The organism is Sphaerisporangium cinnabarinum (assembly GCF_055567015.1).
Genome location: NZ_JBVHRG010000004.1, coordinates 149,389 through 168,598, shown reverse-complemented (window position 1 = coordinate 168,598; position 19,210 = coordinate 149,389). Strand labels below are relative to the sequence as shown.

21 protein-coding genes are annotated in these 19,210 nt (G+C 74.7%); 2 read left to right on the top strand and 19 right to left on the bottom strand.

From position 1 onward, the window contains the following. Positions 1-2: 2 nt before the first annotated feature. From carA to ACZ4MO_RS07990, 10 genes are all read right to left on the bottom strand, one after another. A complete protein-coding gene (gene carA, locus ACZ4MO_RS08035; protein ID WP_074806318.1) occupies positions 3-1,241 on the bottom strand; it encodes a glutamine-hydrolyzing carbamoyl-phosphate synthase small subunit in 1,239 nt (412 codons plus the stop codon). Between the two features lie 44 nt (positions 1,242-1,285). Then, positions 1,286-1,984: a PH-like domain-containing protein gene (locus ACZ4MO_RS08030; protein ID WP_175008578.1), complete on the bottom strand. Its 699-nt coding sequence runs from the start codon at positions 1,982-1,984 to the stop codon at positions 1,286-1,288. Beyond that, positions 1,981-3,342 carry a dihydroorotase gene (locus tag ACZ4MO_RS08025; protein WP_175008579.1) on the bottom strand — a complete coding sequence of 454 codons (1,362 nt, stop codon included), beginning with the start codon at positions 3,340-3,342 and terminating at the stop codon, positions 1,981-1,983. Before ACZ4MO_RS08025 ends, ACZ4MO_RS08030 begins: the two co-directional genes overlap by 4 nt. Beyond that, positions 3,339-4,430, bottom strand: a complete 1,092-nt coding sequence (locus ACZ4MO_RS08020; protein WP_114553673.1) for an aspartate carbamoyltransferase catalytic subunit — start codon at positions 4,428-4,430, stop codon at positions 3,339-3,341. Before ACZ4MO_RS08020 ends, ACZ4MO_RS08025 begins: the two co-directional genes overlap by 4 nt. After that, a complete protein-coding gene (gene pyrR / locus ACZ4MO_RS08015) occupies positions 4,427-5,110 on the bottom strand; it encodes a bifunctional pyr operon transcriptional regulator/uracil phosphoribosyltransferase PyrR (RefSeq protein WP_114553674.1) in 684 nt (227 codons plus the stop codon). The genes ACZ4MO_RS08020 and pyrR overlap by 4 nt, the downstream gene beginning before the upstream one ends. A gap of 180 nt (positions 5,111-5,290) precedes the next feature. Beyond that, a complete protein-coding gene (gene nusB / locus ACZ4MO_RS08010; RefSeq protein WP_021482611.1) occupies positions 5,291-5,710 on the bottom strand; it encodes a transcription antitermination factor NusB in 420 nt (139 codons plus the stop codon). Between the two features lie 33 nt (positions 5,711-5,743). Continuing rightward, positions 5,744-6,307, bottom strand: a complete 564-nt coding sequence (gene efp, locus ACZ4MO_RS08005; protein ID WP_021482610.1) for an elongation factor P — start codon at positions 6,305-6,307, stop codon at positions 5,744-5,746. A 109-nt stretch (positions 6,308-6,416) separates the two neighbouring features. Continuing rightward, the gene (locus ACZ4MO_RS08000; RefSeq protein ID WP_255181201.1) at positions 6,417-6,899 is read right to left on the bottom strand and encodes a hypothetical protein; all 483 of its coding nucleotides are present in this window, start codon (positions 6,897-6,899) and stop codon (positions 6,417-6,419) included. Beyond that, complete coding sequence (locus ACZ4MO_RS07995) at positions 6,896-7,534, bottom strand: hypothetical protein (RefSeq protein ID WP_175008580.1); 639 nt, start codon at positions 7,532-7,534, stop codon at positions 6,896-6,898. The genes ACZ4MO_RS08000 and ACZ4MO_RS07995 overlap by 4 nt, the downstream gene beginning before the upstream one ends. Positions 7,535-7,594: 60 nt before the next feature. Continuing rightward, positions 7,595-8,053: a type II 3-dehydroquinate dehydratase gene (locus tag ACZ4MO_RS07990; RefSeq protein WP_175008581.1), complete on the bottom strand. Its 459-nt coding sequence runs from the start codon at positions 8,051-8,053 to the stop codon at positions 7,595-7,597. A gap of 197 nt (positions 8,054-8,250) precedes the next feature. On the opposite strand from ACZ4MO_RS07990, the gene ACZ4MO_RS07985 reads away from it, so the two are divergent. Further along, entirely contained in the window at positions 8,251-9,018 is a 768-nt protein-coding gene (locus tag ACZ4MO_RS07985; protein ID WP_074806295.1) for a glycerophosphodiester phosphodiesterase family protein, read from the top strand. A gap of 16 nt (positions 9,019-9,034) precedes the next feature. On the opposite strand, the gene aroB is transcribed toward ACZ4MO_RS07985, so the two are convergent. From aroB to aroC, 3 genes are read right to left on the bottom strand one after another with little or no spacing between them, the layout of a single operon-like run. Beyond that, positions 9,035-10,219, bottom strand: coding sequence for a 3-dehydroquinate synthase (gene aroB / locus ACZ4MO_RS07980; protein WP_222592372.1), 1,185 nt, complete (start codon positions 10,217-10,219; stop codon positions 9,035-9,037). Further along, positions 10,216-10,839, bottom strand: coding sequence for a shikimate kinase (locus ACZ4MO_RS07975; protein WP_175008582.1), 624 nt, complete (start codon positions 10,837-10,839; stop codon positions 10,216-10,218). The genes aroB and ACZ4MO_RS07975 overlap by 4 nt, the downstream gene beginning before the upstream one ends. Next, positions 10,839-12,056 carry a chorismate synthase gene (gene aroC, locus ACZ4MO_RS07970; protein WP_175008692.1) on the bottom strand — a complete coding sequence of 406 codons (1,218 nt, stop codon included), beginning with the start codon at positions 12,054-12,056 and terminating at the stop codon, positions 10,839-10,841. Before aroC ends, ACZ4MO_RS07975 begins: the two co-directional genes overlap by 1 nt. A gap of 203 nt (positions 12,057-12,259) precedes the next feature. Between aroC and ACZ4MO_RS07965 the strand changes: the two genes are divergently transcribed. Next, on the top strand, positions 12,260-12,970 hold the full coding sequence (locus ACZ4MO_RS07965; protein WP_175008583.1) for a prepilin peptidase: 711 nt from the start codon (positions 12,260-12,262) through the stop codon (positions 12,968-12,970). A 12-nt stretch (positions 12,971-12,982) separates the two neighbouring features. On the opposite strand, the gene ACZ4MO_RS07960 is transcribed toward ACZ4MO_RS07965, so the two are convergent. From ACZ4MO_RS07960 to ACZ4MO_RS07935, 6 genes are all read right to left on the bottom strand, one after another. Continuing rightward, positions 12,983-13,861: a shikimate dehydrogenase gene (locus tag ACZ4MO_RS07960; RefSeq protein ID WP_175008584.1), complete on the bottom strand. Its 879-nt coding sequence runs from the start codon at positions 13,859-13,861 to the stop codon at positions 12,983-12,985. Further along, the gene (mltG, locus tag ACZ4MO_RS07955; protein ID WP_175008585.1) at positions 13,858-15,012 is read right to left on the bottom strand and encodes an endolytic transglycosylase MltG; all 1,155 of its coding nucleotides are present in this window, start codon (positions 15,010-15,012) and stop codon (positions 13,858-13,860) included. The genes ACZ4MO_RS07960 and mltG overlap by 4 nt, the downstream gene beginning before the upstream one ends. After that, positions 15,009-15,536 carry a Holliday junction resolvase RuvX gene (gene ruvX, locus ACZ4MO_RS07950; protein ID WP_228088033.1) on the bottom strand — a complete coding sequence of 176 codons (528 nt, stop codon included), beginning with the start codon at positions 15,534-15,536 and terminating at the stop codon, positions 15,009-15,011. The genes mltG and ruvX overlap by 4 nt, the downstream gene beginning before the upstream one ends. A gap of 5 nt (positions 15,537-15,541) precedes the next feature. Beyond that, entirely contained in the window at positions 15,542-18,229 is a 2,688-nt protein-coding gene (gene alaS / locus ACZ4MO_RS07945) for an alanine--tRNA ligase (RefSeq protein WP_175008586.1), read from the bottom strand. A gap of 66 nt (positions 18,230-18,295) precedes the next feature. Further along, entirely contained in the window at positions 18,296-18,655 is a 360-nt protein-coding gene (locus tag ACZ4MO_RS07940; RefSeq protein ID WP_076404900.1) for a hypothetical protein, read from the bottom strand. Then, entirely contained in the window at positions 18,655-19,065 is a 411-nt protein-coding gene (locus tag ACZ4MO_RS07935; protein ID WP_175008587.1) for a DUF948 domain-containing protein, read from the bottom strand. The genes ACZ4MO_RS07940 and ACZ4MO_RS07935 overlap by 1 nt, the downstream gene beginning before the upstream one ends. Between the last annotated feature and the right edge of the window lie 145 nt (positions 19,066-19,210).

Below are 19,210 nucleotides of genomic sequence, written 5' to 3'. Positions count from 1 at the left end.
GGTCAGCTCTCCTTGGTGGTCTGCTCGACGGCGTCGGAGCCTGCGCCCGCCGCGCCGGCGGCGCGACGCGACGTCATGAGCTCGACGAAGCGGTCGAAGAGGTACGCGGCGTCGTGGGGGCCGGCCGCGGCCTCGGGGTGGTACTGGACGGAGAAGGCGGGCAGGTCGAGGCACTCGAGCCCCTCGACCACCTGGTCGTTGAGCCCGACGTGGGACACGACGACGCGCCCGTAGCGGCCGCCGTCGTGCGGGGCGACGGACTCGCCGTCGAGCGGCGCGTCGACCGCGAACCCGTGGTTGTGCGCCGTGACCTCGACCTTGCCGGTGCGGCGGTCCATGACGGGCTGGTTGATGCCGCGGTGGCCGTACGCGAGCTTGTACGTGCCGTAGCCGAGCGCACGCCCGAGGATCTGGTTGCCGAAGCAGATGCCGAAGAACGGCGTGCCGCGGTCCAGGACGCCGCGCAGCAGCTCGACCTCGTGCGTCGCGGCGCTCGGGTCGCCCGGGCCGTTGGAGAAGAACACGCCGTCGGGCGCGTACGCCTCGATGTCCGCGACCGTCGACGCGGCGGGCACCACGTGCACGCGCACGCCGCGCTGCGCGAGGCGCTGGGGCGTCATCGACTTGATGCCGAGGTCCACGGCGACGACCGTCGCGACGGGCTCGCCGTCCGGCGTCGTGCCCTCGAAGGGCTCGACGACGTACGCCGTCTCCGTGCTCACCTCGCGGGCGAGGTCGGCGCCGGCCATCGCAGGCGCCGCCTTCACCTCGGCGACGAGGTCCTCCACGGTGCGCGGGTAGCCGTCGCGCACGAGCGCGTCGCCGGAGAAGATGCCCGCGCGCATCACGCCGAGCTCGCGCAGGTGGCGCGTGAGGGCGCGCGTGTCGACGTCGCTGATGCCGACGACGCCCTGGGCCGCGAGCTCCTCGTCGAGGGTGCGCTGCGCGCGCCAGCTCGACGCGCGGCGGGCCGCGTCGCGCACGACGTACCCGGCGACCCAGATCTTGCCGGACTCCGGGTCCTCGTCGTTGACGCCCGTGTTCCCGATGTGGGGGGCCGTCATGACGACGATCTGCCGGTGGTAGGAGGGGTCGGTGAGGGTCTCCTGGTAGCCGGTCATGCCGGTGTTGAAGACGATCTCGCCGACGGTCGTGCCGCGCGCGCCGTACGCGCGACCGGCCTGCACCGTGCCGTCCTCGAGGACGATCAGGGCCCGGTCGGGCGCGGGTGCGCCGGTCACCGAGGTGACTGCGGTCGGTGAGCTCACTGCGTTCGCTGAGGCGGTCAAGGTGCTTCCTCGTCGTTCTCGTCGGTGCCGGGTGCCGCGCTCTCGCGCGTCGGCGCCGGGCCGTCCTGGTCGGTGGGTGCGTCGGTGGCGCTGCTCGGCGCCCCGGTTCGTCGTTCGCGGGTACCGTCGGCGCCCGGGCTCCGGGGTCGGCCGGCGAGGTCGCGCACGGCCTCCAGGAGACGCGGGACGTCGTGGTCGTGGCGCGGCATCAGCCCGGTGTCCAGCCGGACCTCAGGGTGCGCCGGCGCCTCGGGCGCGTCGGCCGGGACCGGCTCTGCCGGGACGGACCACGTCACCACGACGATGGCCTCCTTCCCGACGAACTTCCCCGCCATGCCCGGTGTGAGCGCCACGTCCTCGACGGCCGCCGCGGGGACCCACACGTCGTCGGCGCCGCGGCGCGCGACGTGCAGGCCGCCGTCGTGCACGGTGACCTGGGCCTGCGCCCGGTCGCCGAGCCCGTGGGCGCCGACGCGCGCGAGCCAGTCGCCCGCGAGCGTGCTCGACACGTACAGCGCGTCGAGCGGGCCGAGCACGACGCCGCCGCGCGCGGGCTCCGCCGGCACCGCGGGCGGCGTCGGCACGAAGCCCGCGGAGCGGCGCACGAGCCGGCGCCGGCCGACGAGCACGAGCGTCAGCAGGACGACGCCGAGCACGATCCAGATCCCGGCCGCGACCGGCTGCGGCAGGTTCACGCTCCCACCCCCCGACCGGCGGTGACCGCCTCGACGGGCGCTCCGTCGAGCACGGTGGCCCGGCCGCGCAGGAACGTCGCGACGACCGCACCGGGCAGCTCGCGGCCCTGGAAGGGCGTGTTGGTGCTCGCGGTGGCCTGCCCGGCGCCGTCGACCACGCGCCGCGCGGCCGGGTCGACGAGCGTGACGTTCGCGGGCTCGCCGACCTCGAGCGGACGGCCCTGGGCGCGCTCCCCCGTGTCGATGCGGCCGATGCGCGCGGGCGCGCTCGACAGCACGCGTGCGACGTCGGCCCACGTCATGCGGCCCGTGTCGACCATGGTCTGCTGCACGACGCTCAGCGCCGTCTCGAGGCCCGTCATGCCGAACGCGGCCGCGGCCCACTCGCAGTCCTTGTCCTCGCGCGCGTGCGGCGCGTGGTCGGTCGCGACGATGTCGATCGTGCCGTCCGCGAGACCCTCGCGCACCGCCTCGACGTCCGCGGCCGTGCGCAGCGGCGGGTTGACCTTGAAGGTCGGGTCGTAGCCGCGCGCCAGGTCGTCGGTGAGGGCGAGGTGGTGCGGCGTGACCTCGGCCGTGACGTCGATCCCGCGGCCCTTGGCCCAGCGGACGATCTCGACCGAGCCGGCGGTCGACAGGTGGCACACGTGCAGGCGCGAGCCCACGTGCTCCGCGAGGAGCACGTCGCGCGCGATGATCGCCTCCTCCGCGACCGCGGGCCAGCCCGCGAGGCCGAGCTCGGCCGACACGACGCCCTCGTTCATCTGGGCGCCCTCGGTGAGGCGCGGCTCCTGCGCGTGCTGGGCGACGACGCCGTCGAACGCCTTGACGTACTCGAGGGCGCGGCGCATGAGGATCGGGTCGTCGACGCACTTCCCGTCGTCCGAGAACACCCGCACGCGGGCCGCGGAGTCGGCCATCGCACCGAGCTCGGCGAGCTGCTCGCCCGCGAGCCCGACGGAGACGGCGCCCACCGGGTGCACGTCGACCCAGCCCGCGTCGCGCCCGAGGCGCCACACCTGCTCGACGACGCCCGCCGTGTCCGCGACCGGGGTCGTGTTGGCCATCGCGTGCACGGCCGTGAAGCCGCCCGCCGCCGCGGCGCGGGTGCCGGACGCGATCGTCTCGGCGTCCTCGCGCCCCGGCTCGCGCAGGTGCGTGTGCAGGTCGACCAGCCCGGGCAGGGCGACGAGGCCCGTCGCGTCGACGACGACCGTGCCCTCGTCGTCCGCGGCGCGCGCTGCGCCGAGGGGAGCGAGCTCGGCGACCACACCGTCCGCGAGGACGAGGTCGACGGGGTCGCCGCCGAGCGGGCGCGCGCCGCGCAGGACGTACGTGGTGGTTGCGGCGCTGCTCACGAGGCGGAGACCCTTTCGACGGCGGGGACGGGCTGGGCGGAGGGCAGGGGCGTGGACGACGCCGCGGCGTCGGCCTCGTCGCTGCCCGCGAGGAGGAGGTAGAGCACGGCCATGCGCACGGCGACGCCGTTCGCGACCTGCTCCACGATCACCGCGCGCGGCGAGTCCGCCGCCTGCGCGGAGATCTCGAGGCCGCGGTTCATGGGGCCGGGGTGCAGGACGACGGCGTGCTCGGCGAGGAGTCCGAGGCGCCGGGCGTCGAGCCCGTACTTGCGGCTGTACTCGAGCGGGTTCGGGAAGAAGGCCCCGCCCCCGGCGCCGGCGCCGCTCATGCGCTCGCGCTGCACGCGCAGCATCATCACGGCGTCGGGGCCGCCGTGCGCCGTGTGCCCCGCGAGGGTTGCGTCCAGGTCGTAGGAGACCTCGCACGGCCACGTCCGGACGCCGACCGGCAGGAGCGTGGGCGGCGCGACGAGCGTCACGCGGGCCCCGAGCGTGTGCAGCAGGTGGACGTTCGAGCGCGCGACCCGCGAGTGCAGCACGTCGCCGACGATCGCGACGTGGCGCCCGTCGAGGCCGGCACCGCGTGCGGCGGCGTCGTCGGGGCCGCTCGCCCCCGGGGAGGTCAGGCCCGTCCCGGTGAGGTGGCGGCGCAGGGTGTACGCGTCGAGGAGCGCCTGCGTCGGGTGCTGGTGCATGCCGTCGCCCGCGTTGACGACGGCCGCGTCGAGCCAGCCCGCGTGCGCGAGCAGGTGCGGGGCGCCCGACGCCTGGTGCCGCACGACGACCGCGTCCGCGCCCATCGCCTGGAGCGTCAGCGCCGTGTCCTTGAGCGACTCGCCCTTGGACACGCTCGACCCCTTGGCCGAGAAGTTGATGACGTCCGCGGACAGCCGCTTCGCCGCGGTCTCGAAGGAGATGCGCGTGCGCGTCGAGTCCTCGTAGAAGAGGTTGACGACCGTGCGCCCGCGCAGCGTCGGGAGCTTCTTGATCTCGCGCGACTGCGTCGCGGCCATCTGGGCGGCCGTGTCGAGGATGCGGACGGCGTCGGCGCGTCCGAGGTCCTGGGTCGAGAGCAGATGCCTCATGCGCGGGCCTCCCCACCGTCGGTGGCGGCCGCCTGCGGGGCCGCGGGCCGGATGACGACCGCGTCGTCGGACGCGTCGCCCGCCGCTGAGGCGCCGTCGATCTCGGCGAGGCGCACGCTCACGCGCTCGGACGTCGACGTCGGCAGGTTCTTGCCCACGAAGTCGGGGCGGATCGGCAGCTCCCGGTGGCCGCGGTCGACGAGCGCCGCGAGCTGCACCGCGCGCGGGCGGCCGAGGTCGCTGATCGCGTCGAGCGCGGCCCGGATCGTGCGGCCGGAGTACAGGACGTCGTCGACGAGGACCACGACCTTGCCGTCGATCCCCGACGCGGGCAGGCGCGTCGCGCCGATCGTGCGCGTCGGGTGGCGGTGCAGGTCGTCGCGGTACATCGTCACGTCGAGCTCGCCGACGATCGCGTGCGGGTCGGGCGCGCCGTCTCCCTCGATCGCGGCGAGTCGCTCGGCGAGCCGGGCCGCGAGCGGGACGCCGCGCGTCGGGATGCCGAGGAGGACGAGGTCGTGGGCTCCCTTGTTGCGCTCCACGATCTCGTGGGCGATGCGCGTCAGCGCGCGGGAGATGTCCGCCGCCGTGAGGACGACGGTCCCGGCGGTCGGCCCCGTCTCGGGGTCGGACCCCGGCCGGGGTGCGGATGGTGTGGGCACAGCAGCGCCAGAGCTCATGTCCGGCGACCTCCTTCCCCGCCTCACAGGACGGGCCTTAAAGGATGTCTGACGGTCACCCACCCTACCGCCGGTGGTCCGGCGGCCGGGTGCGCGTCCCGCCCGGTGGGACGCGGCGTCGGTCACACCCGTGACCGACGCCGCGCGAGGCGTCGTCCCGGCCGAGACCGGGCGCCGCGGTCAGGCCGTGATCGTCGGCTTCATCTCGACGATGCGCGCGAGCAGCCCGTTGACGAACGACGGCGAGTCGTCGGTCGACAGGGAGCGCGCGAGGTCGACGGCCTCGTCGATCGCGACGACGTCCGGGACGTCGTCGTTGAAGAGGATCTCCCAGCCGCCGATGCGCAGCAGGGCCCGGTCGACCGCGGGCATGCGCTCGAGCGTCCACCCGTGGGAGTAGGTCTCGAGCAGCTCGTCGATGCGCTCGCGGTGGGCGAGCACCCCCTCGACGATGTCGACCGCGTACTGCGGCAGCGCGGTCTGCGCCGTCCCGGGGTCGGCGACGCGCTCCGCGAGGAGGGTCGTCGGGTCCACGTGACGCTGCTCCGCCTCGAAGAGGACGTCGAGCGCGCGCTTGCGCGCCTTGGTGCGTGCGGCCATGTCAGTCCGTCGTCTGTCCGTCGGTGCCGGCGGTCAGTCGTTCACGCGGCCGAGGTACGACCCGTCACGCGTGTCGACCTTGACCTTGGTGCCCTGCTCGAGGAAGAGCGGGACCTGGATCTGCGCGCCCGTCTCGAGCGTCGCGGGCTTGGTGCCGCCCGTCGAGCGGTCGCCCTGCAGGCCCGGCTCGGTGTACGTGATCTCGAGGACGACCGAGGCCGGCAGCTCGATGTAGAGCGGCTGGCCGTCGTTCGACGCGATGAGCACGTTCTGGTTCTCGAGCATGTAGTCCTTGGCGTCGCCCACGATCTCGGCGCCGACCGTGATCTGGTCGTACGTCGAGGTGTCCATGAACACGTAGTCCGCGCCGTCCTGGTACAGGTACTGGAAGTCACGGCGGTCGACGTTGGCGGTCTCGATCTTGAGCCCGGCGTTGAACGTCTTGTCGATCGTCTTGCCCGTCATGACGTTCTTGATCTTGGTGCGGACGAACGCGCCACCCTTGCCGGGCTTGACGTGCTGGAACTCGATCACGGTCCACAGCTGGCCGTCGAGTCGCAGCACAGTGCCGTTCTTGATGTCGTTGGTGGTCGCCACGTTCGTCTTCCTGTCGGAGGGTCAGCGGTCCCGTCGACGCGCCACCGCGCGCCGGGACGGCACGAGGGGGCCACGCGAGGGCGGGATGCGGAAATGGGCCTTGACGATCTTACCGGAGCGCGGCGAGGACCGCGTTCGCCACGACGCCCAGGGTCGCCGCCCAGCACATCGAGGCGAGCGTCCCGATGACGAAGCGCTCCGACGCGACGGGGTGCTCGCGCAGCTCGGGATAGCGGCCCAGGCCCTTGATCGCGACGACGAAGGCGATGCCGCCGGGCTCGCCCGCGAGGAGGCAGCCCGTGATCGCGAACCGTTCGAGGATCCCGATCCACGTCCCGCCGCGCAGAGCCTTGACCGCCTCCGTCCCGATCGGCCCCGTCGTCGGAGGGGGCGGCGGGGGCACGGGCACGGCCGCCGGGTCCGCAGGGGCCGCGCGCCGGGGCCGGCCGGCACGCCCCGGAGCGGCGGAGCCGCCCGAGCGCGCCGCCGCGCGCAGCACCCACTGGGTCACGGGGCCGCCGCCGAGGACGCTCGCGGCGAGCGCGACCACCCAGACGACCACCACGAGCACGACCGTCACCGGGTCCGTCACGCCTTCTCCTCCTGCCGATCCACCGGCGGCCCCTCGTGGAGCTCGCCCAGCAGCCTCGCGACCACGGGCCGCACCGCCGCCTCCTCGGGCCACAGCGCGGTGCGCAGCCGCTGGCTGACCGCCTGCTCGGACACACCGAGCGCGCGAGCCACATCCTTCTGGGTCCCACCCACACGCGCCAGCGCGTCGACGGCCTCCCACCCGGGCGCGGTGCGCCGGTCCGCGACCGCCGCGAGGAGACGCAGGAGCGCCTCGACCTCGGCGGCGCGCGACGCGGGCTCCCCGCGGACGGCGACGGGCGCGGTGGCCGCGCGCGACTTCGCCTGCTCCACCGCCTCGCGGGCCAGGACGAACGCCGTGCCCGACGCCTCGCGCGACACCGCGGGCAGCGGCTCGTCGACGGGCCCGACGCCGAGCCCGACGCTCCAGCCGCCGTCGCGCAGGAGGTCGAGCACGACCTCGACGACGACCTCCGGGTGGTCGAGGACCCCCTGGACCTCGTCGCCGACGGTCCGGTCGAACGGGAGCACGACACCAGCGCGGTCCGCCAGCACCTCCTCGAGGCGCGCGAGCACCTCGGGGACGCGATCGGGACGACCGGTGCTCCCCCGCTGGTCGACGGTGAGGACGTACATGCCCTCAAGGCTAGACCCTTGTTCCCGCTCCATCAAGCCTTGGGGCTTGATCGAGCGTGATCAAGCCGGGGCCGCTCCCCGCAGCCGCGCGGCGACCGCCTCGAGCGCGAGCCGGTAGGAGTCGAAGCCGAAGCCCGCGATCGTGCCCGTCGCCACCGCGCCCACCACGGAGTGGCTGCGGAACGCCTCGCGCGCCGCCGGGTTGCTCAGGTGGACCTCGACCAGCAGCAGGCCGGACGTCGTGACCTGCGCGGCGGCGTCGCGCACCGCGTACGAGTAGTGCGTGAACGCGGCCGGGTTCAGCACGACGTGGGTCCGGGCGTCGACGGCCTCGTGCAGCCAGCCGACGAGCTCGGACTCGTCGTCGGTCTGCCGCACGTCGACGGCGAGGTCGAGCGCGCTCCCCCACGTCGACGCCGACGCACGGAGGTCGGCCATCGAGGCCGAGCCGTAGATCTCCGGCTCCCGCACGCCGAGCCGACCGAGGTTGGGTCCGTTGAGGACGAGCACGCGTTCCATGGCGCCCGAGCCTAGCCGTGCCGGGGCCGGCGACGGCGAGACGTCCGTGCCCGCTCCCGACGGGCGACGGACCACGGCCTCGGGCAGGCTGACGGGGTGACCCTCAGCGCTGCCCGCCCTCTGCCCCCGGTCCTGCTCCTGCCGCTGCCCTGCGCACCCGGCCCCGCGCCGTCCGACGCCCGCCCAGGGGCGGCCGCATGAGCGCGACGCGCTACCTGGACGTGCCCTTCGCGGCGCTCGCGCACCGCGGCTTCTCGCGCGAGGGTCTCGAGAACTCGATGGCCGCGTTCGCGGCGGCCCGCGAGCTGGGGCTCCGGTACGTCGAGACGGACGCCCACGCGACGTCGGACGGCGTCGCCGTGGCGCTCCACGACGCCTCGCTGGACCGGACGACGGACGCGCGCGGCCTCGTGGCCGACCTCCCGTGGCGCACGGTGCGCGCCGCCCGGATCGGCGGACGAGAGCCGGTGCCGTCGCTGGAGGACGTCCTCGGGACGTGGCCGGACCTGCGGGTCAACGTCGACGTCAAGTCGGCGGCGGCTGCCGAGCCGGTCGCGCGCGCGATCGAGCGCACGCGCGCGCACGACCGCGTGTGCGTCGCGTCGTTCGCCGCGGCGCGCCGCGAGGCGACCGTCGCGCGGCTCTCGCGGCCTGTGACCGTGTCCGGCGCGCGGGGCGCGGTGGTGGGCATGCTGCTCGCGGGGCGCGCCCGCGTCGACGCGCTCGCCCGACGAGCCGCGCGCTCCGTCGACTGCCTCCAGGTACCGGTGCGCGAAGGCTGGGTGCGCGTCGTGGACTCCGCGTTCGTGCGGGCCGCGCACCGGGCCGGCGTCGCGGTGCACGCCTGGACGGTCAACGACGCCCCGACCATGCACCGGCTGCTCGACCTCGGGGTCGACGGGATCGTCACCGACCGCTCGGACGTGCTGCGCGACGTGCTCCGCACCCGAGGGCTGTGGGCCTGACCTCGACCGTGGCCCCTCAGAGGGCGATCGGCCCGCGGCCCACCGGGGCGTCCGCCGCGATCTCCGCGTAGGCCGCGGCGAGCAGCGTCGGGTCCGGACCCTCGAGGCGGGTCGGGCGGGCGACGTCGTCGAGCACGACGAACCGCAGGAGGTCGCCGCGCGACTTCTTGTCACGGCGCATGGCCGACATGAGCTGCTCCCAGCGGTCGCCCCGATAGGTGAGGGGCAGCCCCAGCGAGCCGAGGATCGCCCGGTGCCGCTCGACGACGGCGTCGTCCAGCCTCCCGGCGAGGCGCGAGAGCTCGGCGGCGAACACCATGCCGACGGAGACGGCCGCGCCGTGGCGCCACTGGTAGCGCTCGGTGAGCTCGACGGCGTGGCCCAGCGTGTGCCCGTAGTTGAGGATCTCGCGCAGGCCGGCCTCCTTGAGGTCCTCCCCCACGACGCGCGCCTTGACCGCGACCGAGCGCTCGACGAGCTCGGCGACGACGGCCCAGGTCTCGTCCGTCGTCGGCCGGGTGCCCCACGCGGCGAGCGCGTCGGCGTGCTCCTCGACGAGCTCGAGGATGCGCTCGTCCGCGATGAACCCGGCCTTGACGACCTCCGCGAGACCCGCGACGAAGTCCCAGCGGCCGAGCGACTCCAGGGCCGCGAGGTCGCACAGCACGCCCGCGGGCGGGTGGAACGCACCGACGAGGTTCTTGCCCTCGGCCGTGTTGATGCCGGTCTTGCCCCCGACCGCGGCGTCGACCATCGCGAGGAGCGTCGTCGGCACGTGCACCACGCGGATGCCGCGCAGCCACGTCGCGGCGACGAAGCCGCCGAGGTCCGTCGTCGCACCGCCGCCGACCGTGACGACCGCGTCCGTGCGCGTGAAGTCCAGCTGTCCGAGCACGCCCCACAGGAACGCCGCGACCTGCGCGGTCTTGGACTCCTCCGCGTCCGGGACCTCCGCGACGTACGCCTCGTAGCCCGACGCCTTGAGGTCCTCGTGGACCACCTCGGCCGTCGCGGCGAGGGCCGCGGGGTGCACGACGAGCACCCGGCGCACCCGGTCGCCGAGCATGGCGGGCAGCTCGCCGAGCAGGTGGCGCCCCACGACGACGTCGTACGGCTGCTCGCCCGAGACCCGCACACGCGTCGGCGCGGCCGCGGTCGTGTCCTGGGCGGGGGTGGTGGCGTCGGGGGTCGTGTCGCTCACGCGTTCTCCTGTTCGACCGGGGTGCCGGCGGGGTCGGCCGGCGCGGGTGCGGGCGTCGTGCGCCCGGGAGTGCCGGGCGCACCGTCCACGAGGTGCTCGCGGATCTCGCGCGCGACCTGGGCGGGCGTGCGCGCGTCCGTCGCGACGTGCAGCGTCGAGACCCGCTCGTAGACGGGGCGCCGCGCCTCCATGAGCGCGGCCCAGCGCGCCCGCGGGTTCCCGAGCAGGAGCGGACGCGCCTGGTTGAGGCCGACGCGCGGTGCGGCGTGCGCGAGGCTCACGTCGAGGAAGACGACCGTCCCGCCCGCGGCGACGTACGCGGCGAGCGCGGTCTGCGTGTGCTCGTCGAGCACCGCGCCGCCGCCCAGGGCGAGGACGCCGTCGTGCGTCGCGAGCGCGGTCGTCACGGCCTCGCGCTCGAGCTCGCGGAAGTGCGGCTCGCCGTGGTCGACGAAGATGTCCGCGACCGGCTTCCCGGCCGTGGTCTCGACGTCGACGTCCGTGTCGCGCTGCGCGAGGCCGAGCAGCTCGGCCAGGTGGCGCGCGACGGTCGACTTCCCGCTCCCGGGCGGCCCGACGAGCACGACGACCGGGCGGGTCCCCGGGGCGACGGGCGTCATCAGCGCTGCAGCTCGGGGATCGCGGCGAGGTACGCCTCGGCGTTACGGCGGACCTCCGCGACGGAGTCGCCGCCGAACTTCTCGAGCGCCTGCTCGGCGAGGACGAGCGCGACCATGGCCTCTGCGACGACCGCCGCGGGCGGGACCGCGCACACGTCGGAGCGCTGGTGCTGGGCCTTGGCGACGTCGCCGGTGACGACGTCGACCGTCGCGAGCGCGCGCGGCACCGTCGAGATCGGCTTCATGGCGGCGCGCACGCGCACCACCTCGCCGTTCGACATGCCGCCCTCGACCCCGCCGGCGCGGTTGCTGCGCCGGTGGATGCGACCGTCGGCGCCGCGCTCGATCTCGTCGTGCGCGGCGGACCCGCGGCGGCGCGCGGTGCGGAAGCCGTCGCCGACCTCGACGCCCTTGATCGCCTGGATGCCCATGAGGACGGCGGCGAGGCGCGCGTCGAGGCGCCGGTCGCTCTGCGCGTAGGTGCCCAGGCCCGAGGGAACCCCGTACGCGAGCACCTCGACGACGCCGCCGAGCGTGTCTCCCGCCTTCTGGCACTCGTCGATCTCCGCGACCATGGCCGCCGCGGCGTCCGGGTCGAAGCAGCGCACCGGGTCGGCGTCGAGCGCGGCGACGTCGTCGGGGCCGGGCACCGGCGCGTCCTCGGGGACCTCGACCGGCCCGATCGCGACGACGTGCGACACGAGCCGGACGCCGAGGGCCTGCTCGAGGAACTTCGCCGCGGCCGTGCCGAGCGCGACCCGCGTCGCGGTCTCGCGCGCCGAGGCGCGCTCGAGCACCGGTCGTGCGTCCTCGAAACCGTACTTGCGCATGCCGACGAGGTCGGCGTGCCCGGGGCGCGGCCGGGTGAGCGGGCGGTTGCGCGCGATCTCCCGGACGTCACCCGTCCCGGCGTCGACGAGCAGCGCCTCGGGCGGCACGGGGTCGGACGACATGACGTCGACCCACTTGGGCCACTCGGAGTTCGCGATCTCGATGGCGAGCGGACCACCCTGGGTCGCGCCGTGGCGCAGGCCGCCGAGGACGCGCAGCTCGTCCTGCTCGAACTTCTGGCGTGAACCGCGGCCGTACCCGAGGCGGCGACGCGCGAGCGCGGCGCGCACGTCGTCCGTCGTGAGCGCGACGCCCGCGGGCAGCCCGTCGAGGATCCCGACCAGCGCCTCGCCGTGCGACTCACCCGATGTCAACCAACGCAGCATGATCGCCATCCTCCCACGTCGGCGCCGTCGTCCCGGCGGCCGCCCGCAGTGCGGACCGACGGCGTGCGACGACGGTCGAGCGGTCCCCTGAGGCGTCGGTCCCGCGGTCCCCTGCGGCGCGGCGCGCAGCTCCGTGCCCGCCGACGCGGCGGCCTGTGGACGACGACGTCGCGCGCCTCCGCGGGCACGCTACGGTGCCGCGCATGGTCCAGCAGGGGGACGGGACGAGGCACGCCGCGACATCGCGCCGCGGGTCGGGTGACGACGAGCCGGACGAGGCGCGGGCGGCCGTCGTGACCGCGGCCGCGCCGAGGACCTGGGGACGACGCCGTCGCGCCGACCTCGCCCGCGAGCTCCGGGTCGCGGGCCGGGCGGGTGGAGTGCTCGCGCTGCTCGCGGCGCTGGCCGCGGCGTGGTGGTCGGGCCTGTCGTGGGCGACGCCCGCCGTCGCGGTCGTCGCCGCGGCAGGCGCGCTGCTCGCCGTGATCGACGTGCGCACGCACCGCCTGCCGGACGTGATCGTGCTCCCGACAGGGGTCGCGGTCGTCGTGCTGCTCGCGGTCGCGTCGCTCGCGGCGGGCGACGGGGAGCCGCTCGTCCGCGCGCTCGCCGGCGGCGCCGTGGGCTTCTGCGCCTACGCCGCGCTGCGGCTCGCGCACCCGCCCGGGCTGGGGTTCGGCGACGTCAAGCTCGCGGGCACGCTCGGCGCCCCGCTCGCGTGGTTCGGGTGGGCCGAGCTCGTCACCGGGCTCCTCCTGCCGTTCCTGCTCGGCGGGGCGTGGGCGCTCGGCCTGGTGGTCTCGCGGCGCGCTCGCCGCGACACGGCGGTGGCCTTCGGCCCGTTCATGGTGCTCGGCGCGGGCGTCGCCGCCGGCTGGGGCCAGACGACGACCCGCGCGGTCCTCGGCGGCTGATTCGCGTGGGGCTCAGACCGGGGCGCCGAGCGCGGAGCCGAGGGCGCGGTCCATCGTCGCCAGCGGCGCAGCCTTGCCCGTCATGAGCCGCACCTGCTCGGCCGCCTGGTGCAGGAGCATGCGCTCGCCGCCGACGACGGTGCCGCCGCCCGCGGCCCAGGCGACGGACAGCGCGGTGGGCCGGGGGTCGTAGACGACGTCGAGGAGGACCCCGCCGGGCGTCACCGCGGCCTGGGACAGCGCGCCCGCCACCGGGTCGGCGGCACGCGACGGCAGGGTGGCCACGACGGCGTCCGTGCGCACGAGGCGGTCGACGAGCGCGGGCGACGCCGGGTCCAGCACCTCGAACCGCGGCTCGACGCCCATGCGGTGCGCGGCGCGCTGCAGGGTTCCCGTGCGCCCCAGCGAGCGCACGAGGACGGACGGTGCGGTGCAGCCCAGCTGCGCCAGCGCGGCGAGCGTCGAGGCGGCGGTCGCGCCGGCGCCCAGCACGACGGCGGAACGGACTTCCCGCTCCCCCAGCCCTTCGCGCAGCGCCGCGACGAGGCCGTGCACGTCGGTGTTCGTCCCGACGAACGTCGGTCGTGTCCCACCCGTAGGCTGCACCACGAGCGTGTTGACCGCCCCGACGACGTTCGCGAGCGGGTCGACGTGGTCCAGCAGCGGGATCACCGCGTGCTTGAGCGGCATGGTCAGGCTCAGGCCCGCCCACGAGGCGTCGAGGCCGTTGACGAAGGCCGGGAGCTGCTCCTCGGTCGTGTCGATCGCCTCGTAGGACCACCCGTCCAGCCCGAGCGCGTCGTACGCGGCACGGTGCAGCACCGGCGACAGCGAGTGCGCGACGGGGTGGCCGAGGACGGCCGCCCGGCGCGGCGGGCGCGTCGTGCTCACCCCTCGTTCTCCGCCAACCACTGCCGGTACTCCTGCTTGAACTGCTCGAACTCCGCGTACTTGTCGGTGAACTTCGTCTCTCCGGTGTCCAGGTTCACGGTCACGTACCAGAGCCACGGGCCCTCCGGTGCGTTGAGCACGGCCTCGACGCTCTCCCGGCTGGGGCTCCCGATCGGGGTAGGGGGCAGGCCCTGGTGGACGCGCGACGCGTACGGGAGGTCGGGGTTCTGGAACTCCTCGGTCGTGATCTGACCGGCCGGCTTGCCCAGCCCGTAGACGTCGATCGCGTCCATGCCGAGCGGCATGCCGTCCTCGATGCGGTTGTAGATGACGCGCGCGACCTTCTGCCGCTGCTCCGCGTTCTTGCCCTCCCACTCGACGATCGACGCCATCGTGAGCACTTCCTGGAAGCGCTCGGGCGCCACGCCGAGCTCGGCGAGCTCGCTCGTGGTCTGGCTCACCATGCCCTGGATGATCCCCGTGGCGTTGACGTCGCCCGGCTCGAGGACGTACGTCGTCGGGTAGAGCCAGCCCTCGTAGTTGCCGTTCGCCTCGGCGGGCAGCCCCGTGGCGGCGGTGTCGGCCATGGCCGCCTCGAACTCGGCGACGGGAATCCCGGTCACGGAGGACGACCGCTCGAGCACCTGCTTGACCGTGTAGCCCTCGGGGATCGTGATCTTCGTCTCGACGCGCGAGTCGTTCGCCACGAGACGCGCGACGGCGTCCTTCGCCGACATCCCGAGGAGCAGCGTGTGCGTGCCCGGCTGGATCTTGCCGGCGTTCGGGTTGTCCTCGAACGCGTTCGCGAACGCCGCGGAGCTCGCGACGACGCCCGCCTCGGTGAGCACCGCCCCCATGTCGCGGCCCGTCGAACCGGGCTCGATCACGACGTCGACGGGCTCGGTCCCCGGGCCCTCGAAGTCCTTCGCCTCGAGCGGGTTCGCGAACCCGAAGAGGTCGGACGCGTTGTTGAGCAGCAGGTAGCCCGCTCCGCCCACCACGAGGAGCGAGACGAGCAGGACCACGAGGGCCCGGCGGCGCCGGCGCTGGCGTCGCTTCTTCGCGGCCCGGCGCGCGCGCTGCTCGGCGCGCGAGGAGCGCGCGGGCTGCTGCTCGCCCTGGACTGCGGGCCGTTCGAACAGGTCGGTCACGGTCGGTGGTCTCCTGTCGGGTCTACAGGTTCTCCGGCGCGCACCCCCGCGCCCCGCTCGGCCTCGAGAGCGGATTGCAGAATGATAACGGCGGCGGCCTGGTCGACGACGCTCCGGTGCTTGCGACCGGCGCGTCCCGACGCGTGCAGCGCCTGGTGGGCGCTGACGGTCGTCATCCGCTCGTCGACGAGGTGCACCGGCACCGGTGCGACGACGCGAGCCACCGCACCAGCGTACGCCCGGGCGCCCTGGGCGGCGGCGCCCTCCCCGCCGGAGAGGTGCCGCGGCAGGCCCACGTAGACGACCTGGGCGTTGCGCTCCTCGACCTCGGCCGCGATGCGGGCGACGTCGGCGGGGACCGCCGCGCCGGCGCGCGTGTCGCGTGCGAGGGTCTCGACGGGGGTCGCGACGAGACCGTCGGGGTCGCTCGCGGCCAGGCCGACGCGGACGCTGCCCACGTCGACGCCGAGGCGCGCCCCCCGCGGGAGGGGGGCGCGCCCGTCGTCTGCGGGCTGCACGGGCAGGCCGGTCACGCGCCGGCCGCTGCGCCGTCGCGCACGCCCCGGAGGGCGGCGGGCAGCGCGGACACGTCCGTGCCGCCGCCCTGGGCCATGTCGTCCTTGCCGCCGCCACCGCCACCGAGCGTCTGGGCGGCAGCCTTGGCGAGCACGCCGGCGCGCAGCCCGGCCGCACGAGCGGAGGCGTTCGTCACGACGACGACCTGCGGGCGACCCTTCGCGACGCCGCCGACGGCGACGACCGCGGGCTCCGCCTCGCCGAGACGGCCGCGCACGTCGAGCGCGAGCGCGCGCAGGTCGTCCGCGGACGCGACCTCACCGGCGTCGTGCACGACGACGCGCGTGCCGCCCACGAGCTCCGCCCCGGCGGCGAGCGTGCCGGCCGCCGCGAGGAGCTGGGCCTGCCGGAGCTGGGCGAGCTCCTTCTCGGCGTCGCGCAGGCGCGACACGAGCGTGCTCACGCGGTCGGGCAGCTCCTCGGTCCGCACGTTGAGCAGACCCGTGAGCTGGCCCACGAGCGCGTGCTCCTTCGCCTGGAACCCGTACGCGCCGTCACCGACGAGGGCGTCGACGCGCCGCACGCCCGAGCCGATCGACGACTCGCCGAGCAGCGTGACGAGGCCGAGCTGGCCCGTGCGCTGCACGTGCGTGCCGGCGCAGAGCTCGCGCGACCAGTCGCCGCCGATGGAGACGACGCGCACGGTGTCGCCGTACTTCTCGCCGAACAGCGCCATCGCCCCCAGGGCGCGCGCCTCGGTGATCGGCATGAGCTGGTCCGTGACCTCGAGGTTCTCCTGGAGCTGGGTGTTGACCCGCTCCTCGATCTCCGAGAGCGCGCCCGAGGGCACGGCGGACGAGCGGCGGAAGTCGAAGCGGATGCGGCTGGGCGCGTTCTCCGACCCGGCCTGCGTCGCGTCCTTGCCGAGCGACTCCTGGAGCGCCTTGTGGATCATGTGCGTCGCCGAGTGGGCGCGGCTGATCGCCTTGCGACGGTCGCGGTCGATCGTCGCGGTGCCCGGGTCGCCGAGCGCCGCGGTGCCCTCGACCAGGCGGCCGCGGTGCACCGACAGGCCCTTGATCGGGCGCTGCACGTCGTCGACCTCGATGGTCGCGCCGCCGTCGAGCACGATCGTGCCGTGGTCGGCGAGCTGGCCGCCGGCCTCCGCGTAGAACGGGGTGCGGTCGAGCACGACCTCGACGTCGGCCGGCGCCGTCGCGGCCGGGGCGGGGACGCCGTCGACCAGCAGGCCGGCGACGCGCACCGCCGCGGACGACTCGGTGTACCCGAGGAACTCCACGGGCGCCGCGAGCTCGGACGCGAGCGACTCGTACGCCGCCGTGTCGACGCCGCCCGAGCGCTTCGCGAGCGCGTCGGCGCGCGCCCGCTGGCGCTGCTCGGTCATGAGCGCGCGGAACGCCTTCTCGTCGACCTGGACGCCCTGCTCGGCCGCCATCTCGAGCGTGAGGTCGATCGGGAAGCCGTACGTGTCGTGCAGCGCGAACGCCTGGTCGCCGCCGAGCAGCGGCGTCCCGCCCGAGCCGGCCGCAGCCTTGGCCCGCGACACGGCGGTGTCGAGGATCGTCGTGCCGGCCGTGAGCGTGCGCCGGAACGCGTCCTCCTCGGTGTAGGCGACGTCGGAGATGCGCGCGAAGTCGGTCGCGACCTCCGGGTACGACGGCGCCATCGCGTCGCGGCTCACCGGGAGCAGCGCGGGCATGGCGCGGTCCTCGACGCCGAGCAGGCGCATCGCGCGCACCGAGCGGCGCAGCAGACGGCGCAGCACGTAGCCGCGGCCCTCGTTGGACGGGCGCACGCCGTCGCTCATGATCATCAGGGCCGAGCGGACGTGGTCGGCCACGACGCGCATGCGCACGTCGTCCTCGTGGTTCGCGCCGTAGCGCTTGCCGGAGAGCGCCTCGGCCGCGGTGATGACCGGGAACACCTCGTCGATCTCGTAGAGGTTGTCCTTGCCCTGGAGGAGGTAGGCGACGCGCTCCAGGCCCATGCCGGTGTCGATGTTCTTGCGCGCGAGCTCCGAGACGATCCGGAACTCCTCCTTGGACTTCACGTCGTCGATCGCGTACTGCATGAAGACGAGGTTCCAGATCTCCAGGTAGCGGTCCTCGTCGACGACGGGGCCACCCTCCTGGCCGAACTCGGGACCGCGGTCGATGTAGATCTCCGAGCACGGGCCCGCGGGGCCGGGCTGGCCCGTGGACCAGTAGTTGTCCTTCTTGCCGCGCGCCTGGATGCGCTCGTCCGGCAGGCCGGCGATGCGCTTCCAGAGCTGCCGTGCCTCGTCGTCGTCGTGGTAGACGGTGACCCACACGCTCTCGGGGTCGAACCCGTACTTCCCCTCCTCGCGCGCGCCCGTGACGAGGTCCCAGGCGTAGGTGATCGCGCCTTCCTTGAAGTAGTCCCCGAACGAGAAGTTGCCGTTCATCTGGAAGAACGTGCCGTGGCGCGTCGTCTTGCCGACCTCGTCGATGTCGAGGGTGCGCACGCACTTCTGGACGCTCGTCGCACGGTCCCACGGCGGGGTCTGCTCCCCCGTCATGTACGGGATGAACGGGACCATGCCTGCGATGGTGAACAGCGTGGACGGGTCCGGGGAGACGAGCGACGCCGACGGCACGACGGTGTGGTCGCGGTCGGCGAAGTAGTCGAGCCAGCGCTTGCGGATCTCGGCGGTGCGCATGATGTCCTTCGGAAAGAGGTCGGTGGTCGTGCGGGGTGGTGCGGTGGGCGCCGCGGGCTCGGCGTCCTAGAAGGAGTAACCGAGCAGGTCCTCGACGTCGTCCGTGTCGTCGAAGGCGTCCCGGTCGGCGGCGGCGGGGCGCGCGTGGCGTCCGGCCGCGCGACGTGCGCGGACGGCGTCCGGGTCCTCCTGGCCCTCGGCGAGCAGCGCCGCCATGAGCTCCTGCTCGCGCGCGTCGCGCGCGAGCGCGAACTCGGTGCGGAAGTCGCGGGCGATCTCGACGACCTTCTCGCCGAGGCCGTTCACCTGCTCGGTCGCCTGGTCCACGAGCGACGCCGGCGCGTAGCGCGCCAGGACCTTCTTGCCGCGCACGACGACCACGACCGTGATCGCGACGCCGACACCGATCCAGAAGACCCGGCGCATCAGCGCGACCCCTCGGCGCGGCCCGTGGACGAGGCCGACGACCGGCCCGACGACCGACGGCCGCCGAACGAGCGCGCGGCGGCCTGGCGCACGCCGTAGGTGAACGCGGCGACCTTGACCAGCGGCGCGCCGAACGTCGCGGCGTACAGGCCCGTGAGCGCGGAGACGTTCTCGCTCACCTGGGCGGCCGACGTGGTGATGGTGTCGACCTTGACGAGCTGGCTGTTCGTCGTGGCGACGGTCGTCGCGGCCTCGTCGAGGATCGGCACCGAGTGGTCGGTGACCTCCTTGATGCTCGCGCGCGCCTCGTCGAGCACGCGGCCGAGCTTGAGGAGCGGCACCGCGAGCAGGCCGACGAGCAGCACGAACGCGACGGCTGCGATGAGGCCGGCCACATCTCCCAGGGACATTCTTCCTCCAGTGCCAGTCACGGTGCCGCGTGCGCGGCACCCGTGCGCCGTGCGCGCGGGACGGTCGTCGCCGCAGGGCTCCTCGCGGACGCACCCACGGCTCCGCGAAACACTACCCGCACCAGGGCGGGGACCGTCGTCGGGC

What these genes read in the sequence shown, in the direction of transcription:
- ACZ4MO_RS08020 (WP_114553673.1), bottom strand. Translation starts at nt 4,430, where the DNA reads ATGAGGCATCTGCTCTCGACCCAGGACCTCGGACGCGCCGACGCCGTC.
- pyrR (WP_114553674.1), bottom strand. Translation starts at nt 5,110, where the DNA reads ATGAGCTCTGGCGCTGCTGTGCCCACACCATCCGCACCCCGGCCGGGG.
- nusB (WP_021482611.1), bottom strand. Translation starts at nt 5,710, where the DNA reads ATGGCCGCACGCACCAAGGCGCGCAAGCGCGCGCTCGACGTCCTCTTC.
- ACZ4MO_RS07995 (WP_175008580.1), bottom strand. Translation starts at nt 7,534, where the DNA reads ATGTACGTCCTCACCGTCGACCAGCGGGGGAGCACCGGTCGTCCCGAT.
- ACZ4MO_RS07990 (WP_175008581.1), bottom strand. Translation starts at nt 8,053, where the DNA reads ATGGAACGCGTGCTCGTCCTCAACGGACCCAACCTCGGTCGGCTCGGC.
- ACZ4MO_RS07985 (WP_074806295.1), top strand. Translation starts at nt 8,251, where the DNA reads ATGAGCGCGACGCGCTACCTGGACGTGCCCTTCGCGGCGCTCGCGCAC.
- ACZ4MO_RS07975 (WP_175008582.1), bottom strand. Translation starts at nt 10,839, where the DNA reads ATGACGCCCGTCGCCCCGGGGACCCGCCCGGTCGTCGTGCTCGTCGGG.
- aroC (WP_175008692.1), bottom strand. Translation starts at nt 12,056, where the DNA reads ATGCTGCGTTGGTTGACATCGGGTGAGTCGCACGGCGAGGCGCTGGTC.
- ACZ4MO_RS07965 (WP_175008583.1), top strand. Translation starts at nt 12,260, where the DNA reads ATGGTCCAGCAGGGGGACGGGACGAGGCACGCCGCGACATCGCGCCGC.
- alaS (WP_175008586.1), bottom strand. Translation starts at nt 18,229, where the DNA reads ATGCGCACCGCCGAGATCCGCAAGCGCTGGCTCGACTACTTCGCCGAC.
- ACZ4MO_RS07940 (WP_076404900.1), bottom strand. Translation starts at nt 18,655, where the DNA reads ATGCGCCGGGTCTTCTGGATCGGTGTCGGCGTCGCGATCACGGTCGTG.
- ACZ4MO_RS07935 (WP_175008587.1), bottom strand. Translation starts at nt 19,065, where the DNA reads ATGTCCCTGGGAGATGTGGCCGGCCTCATCGCAGCCGTCGCGTTCGTG.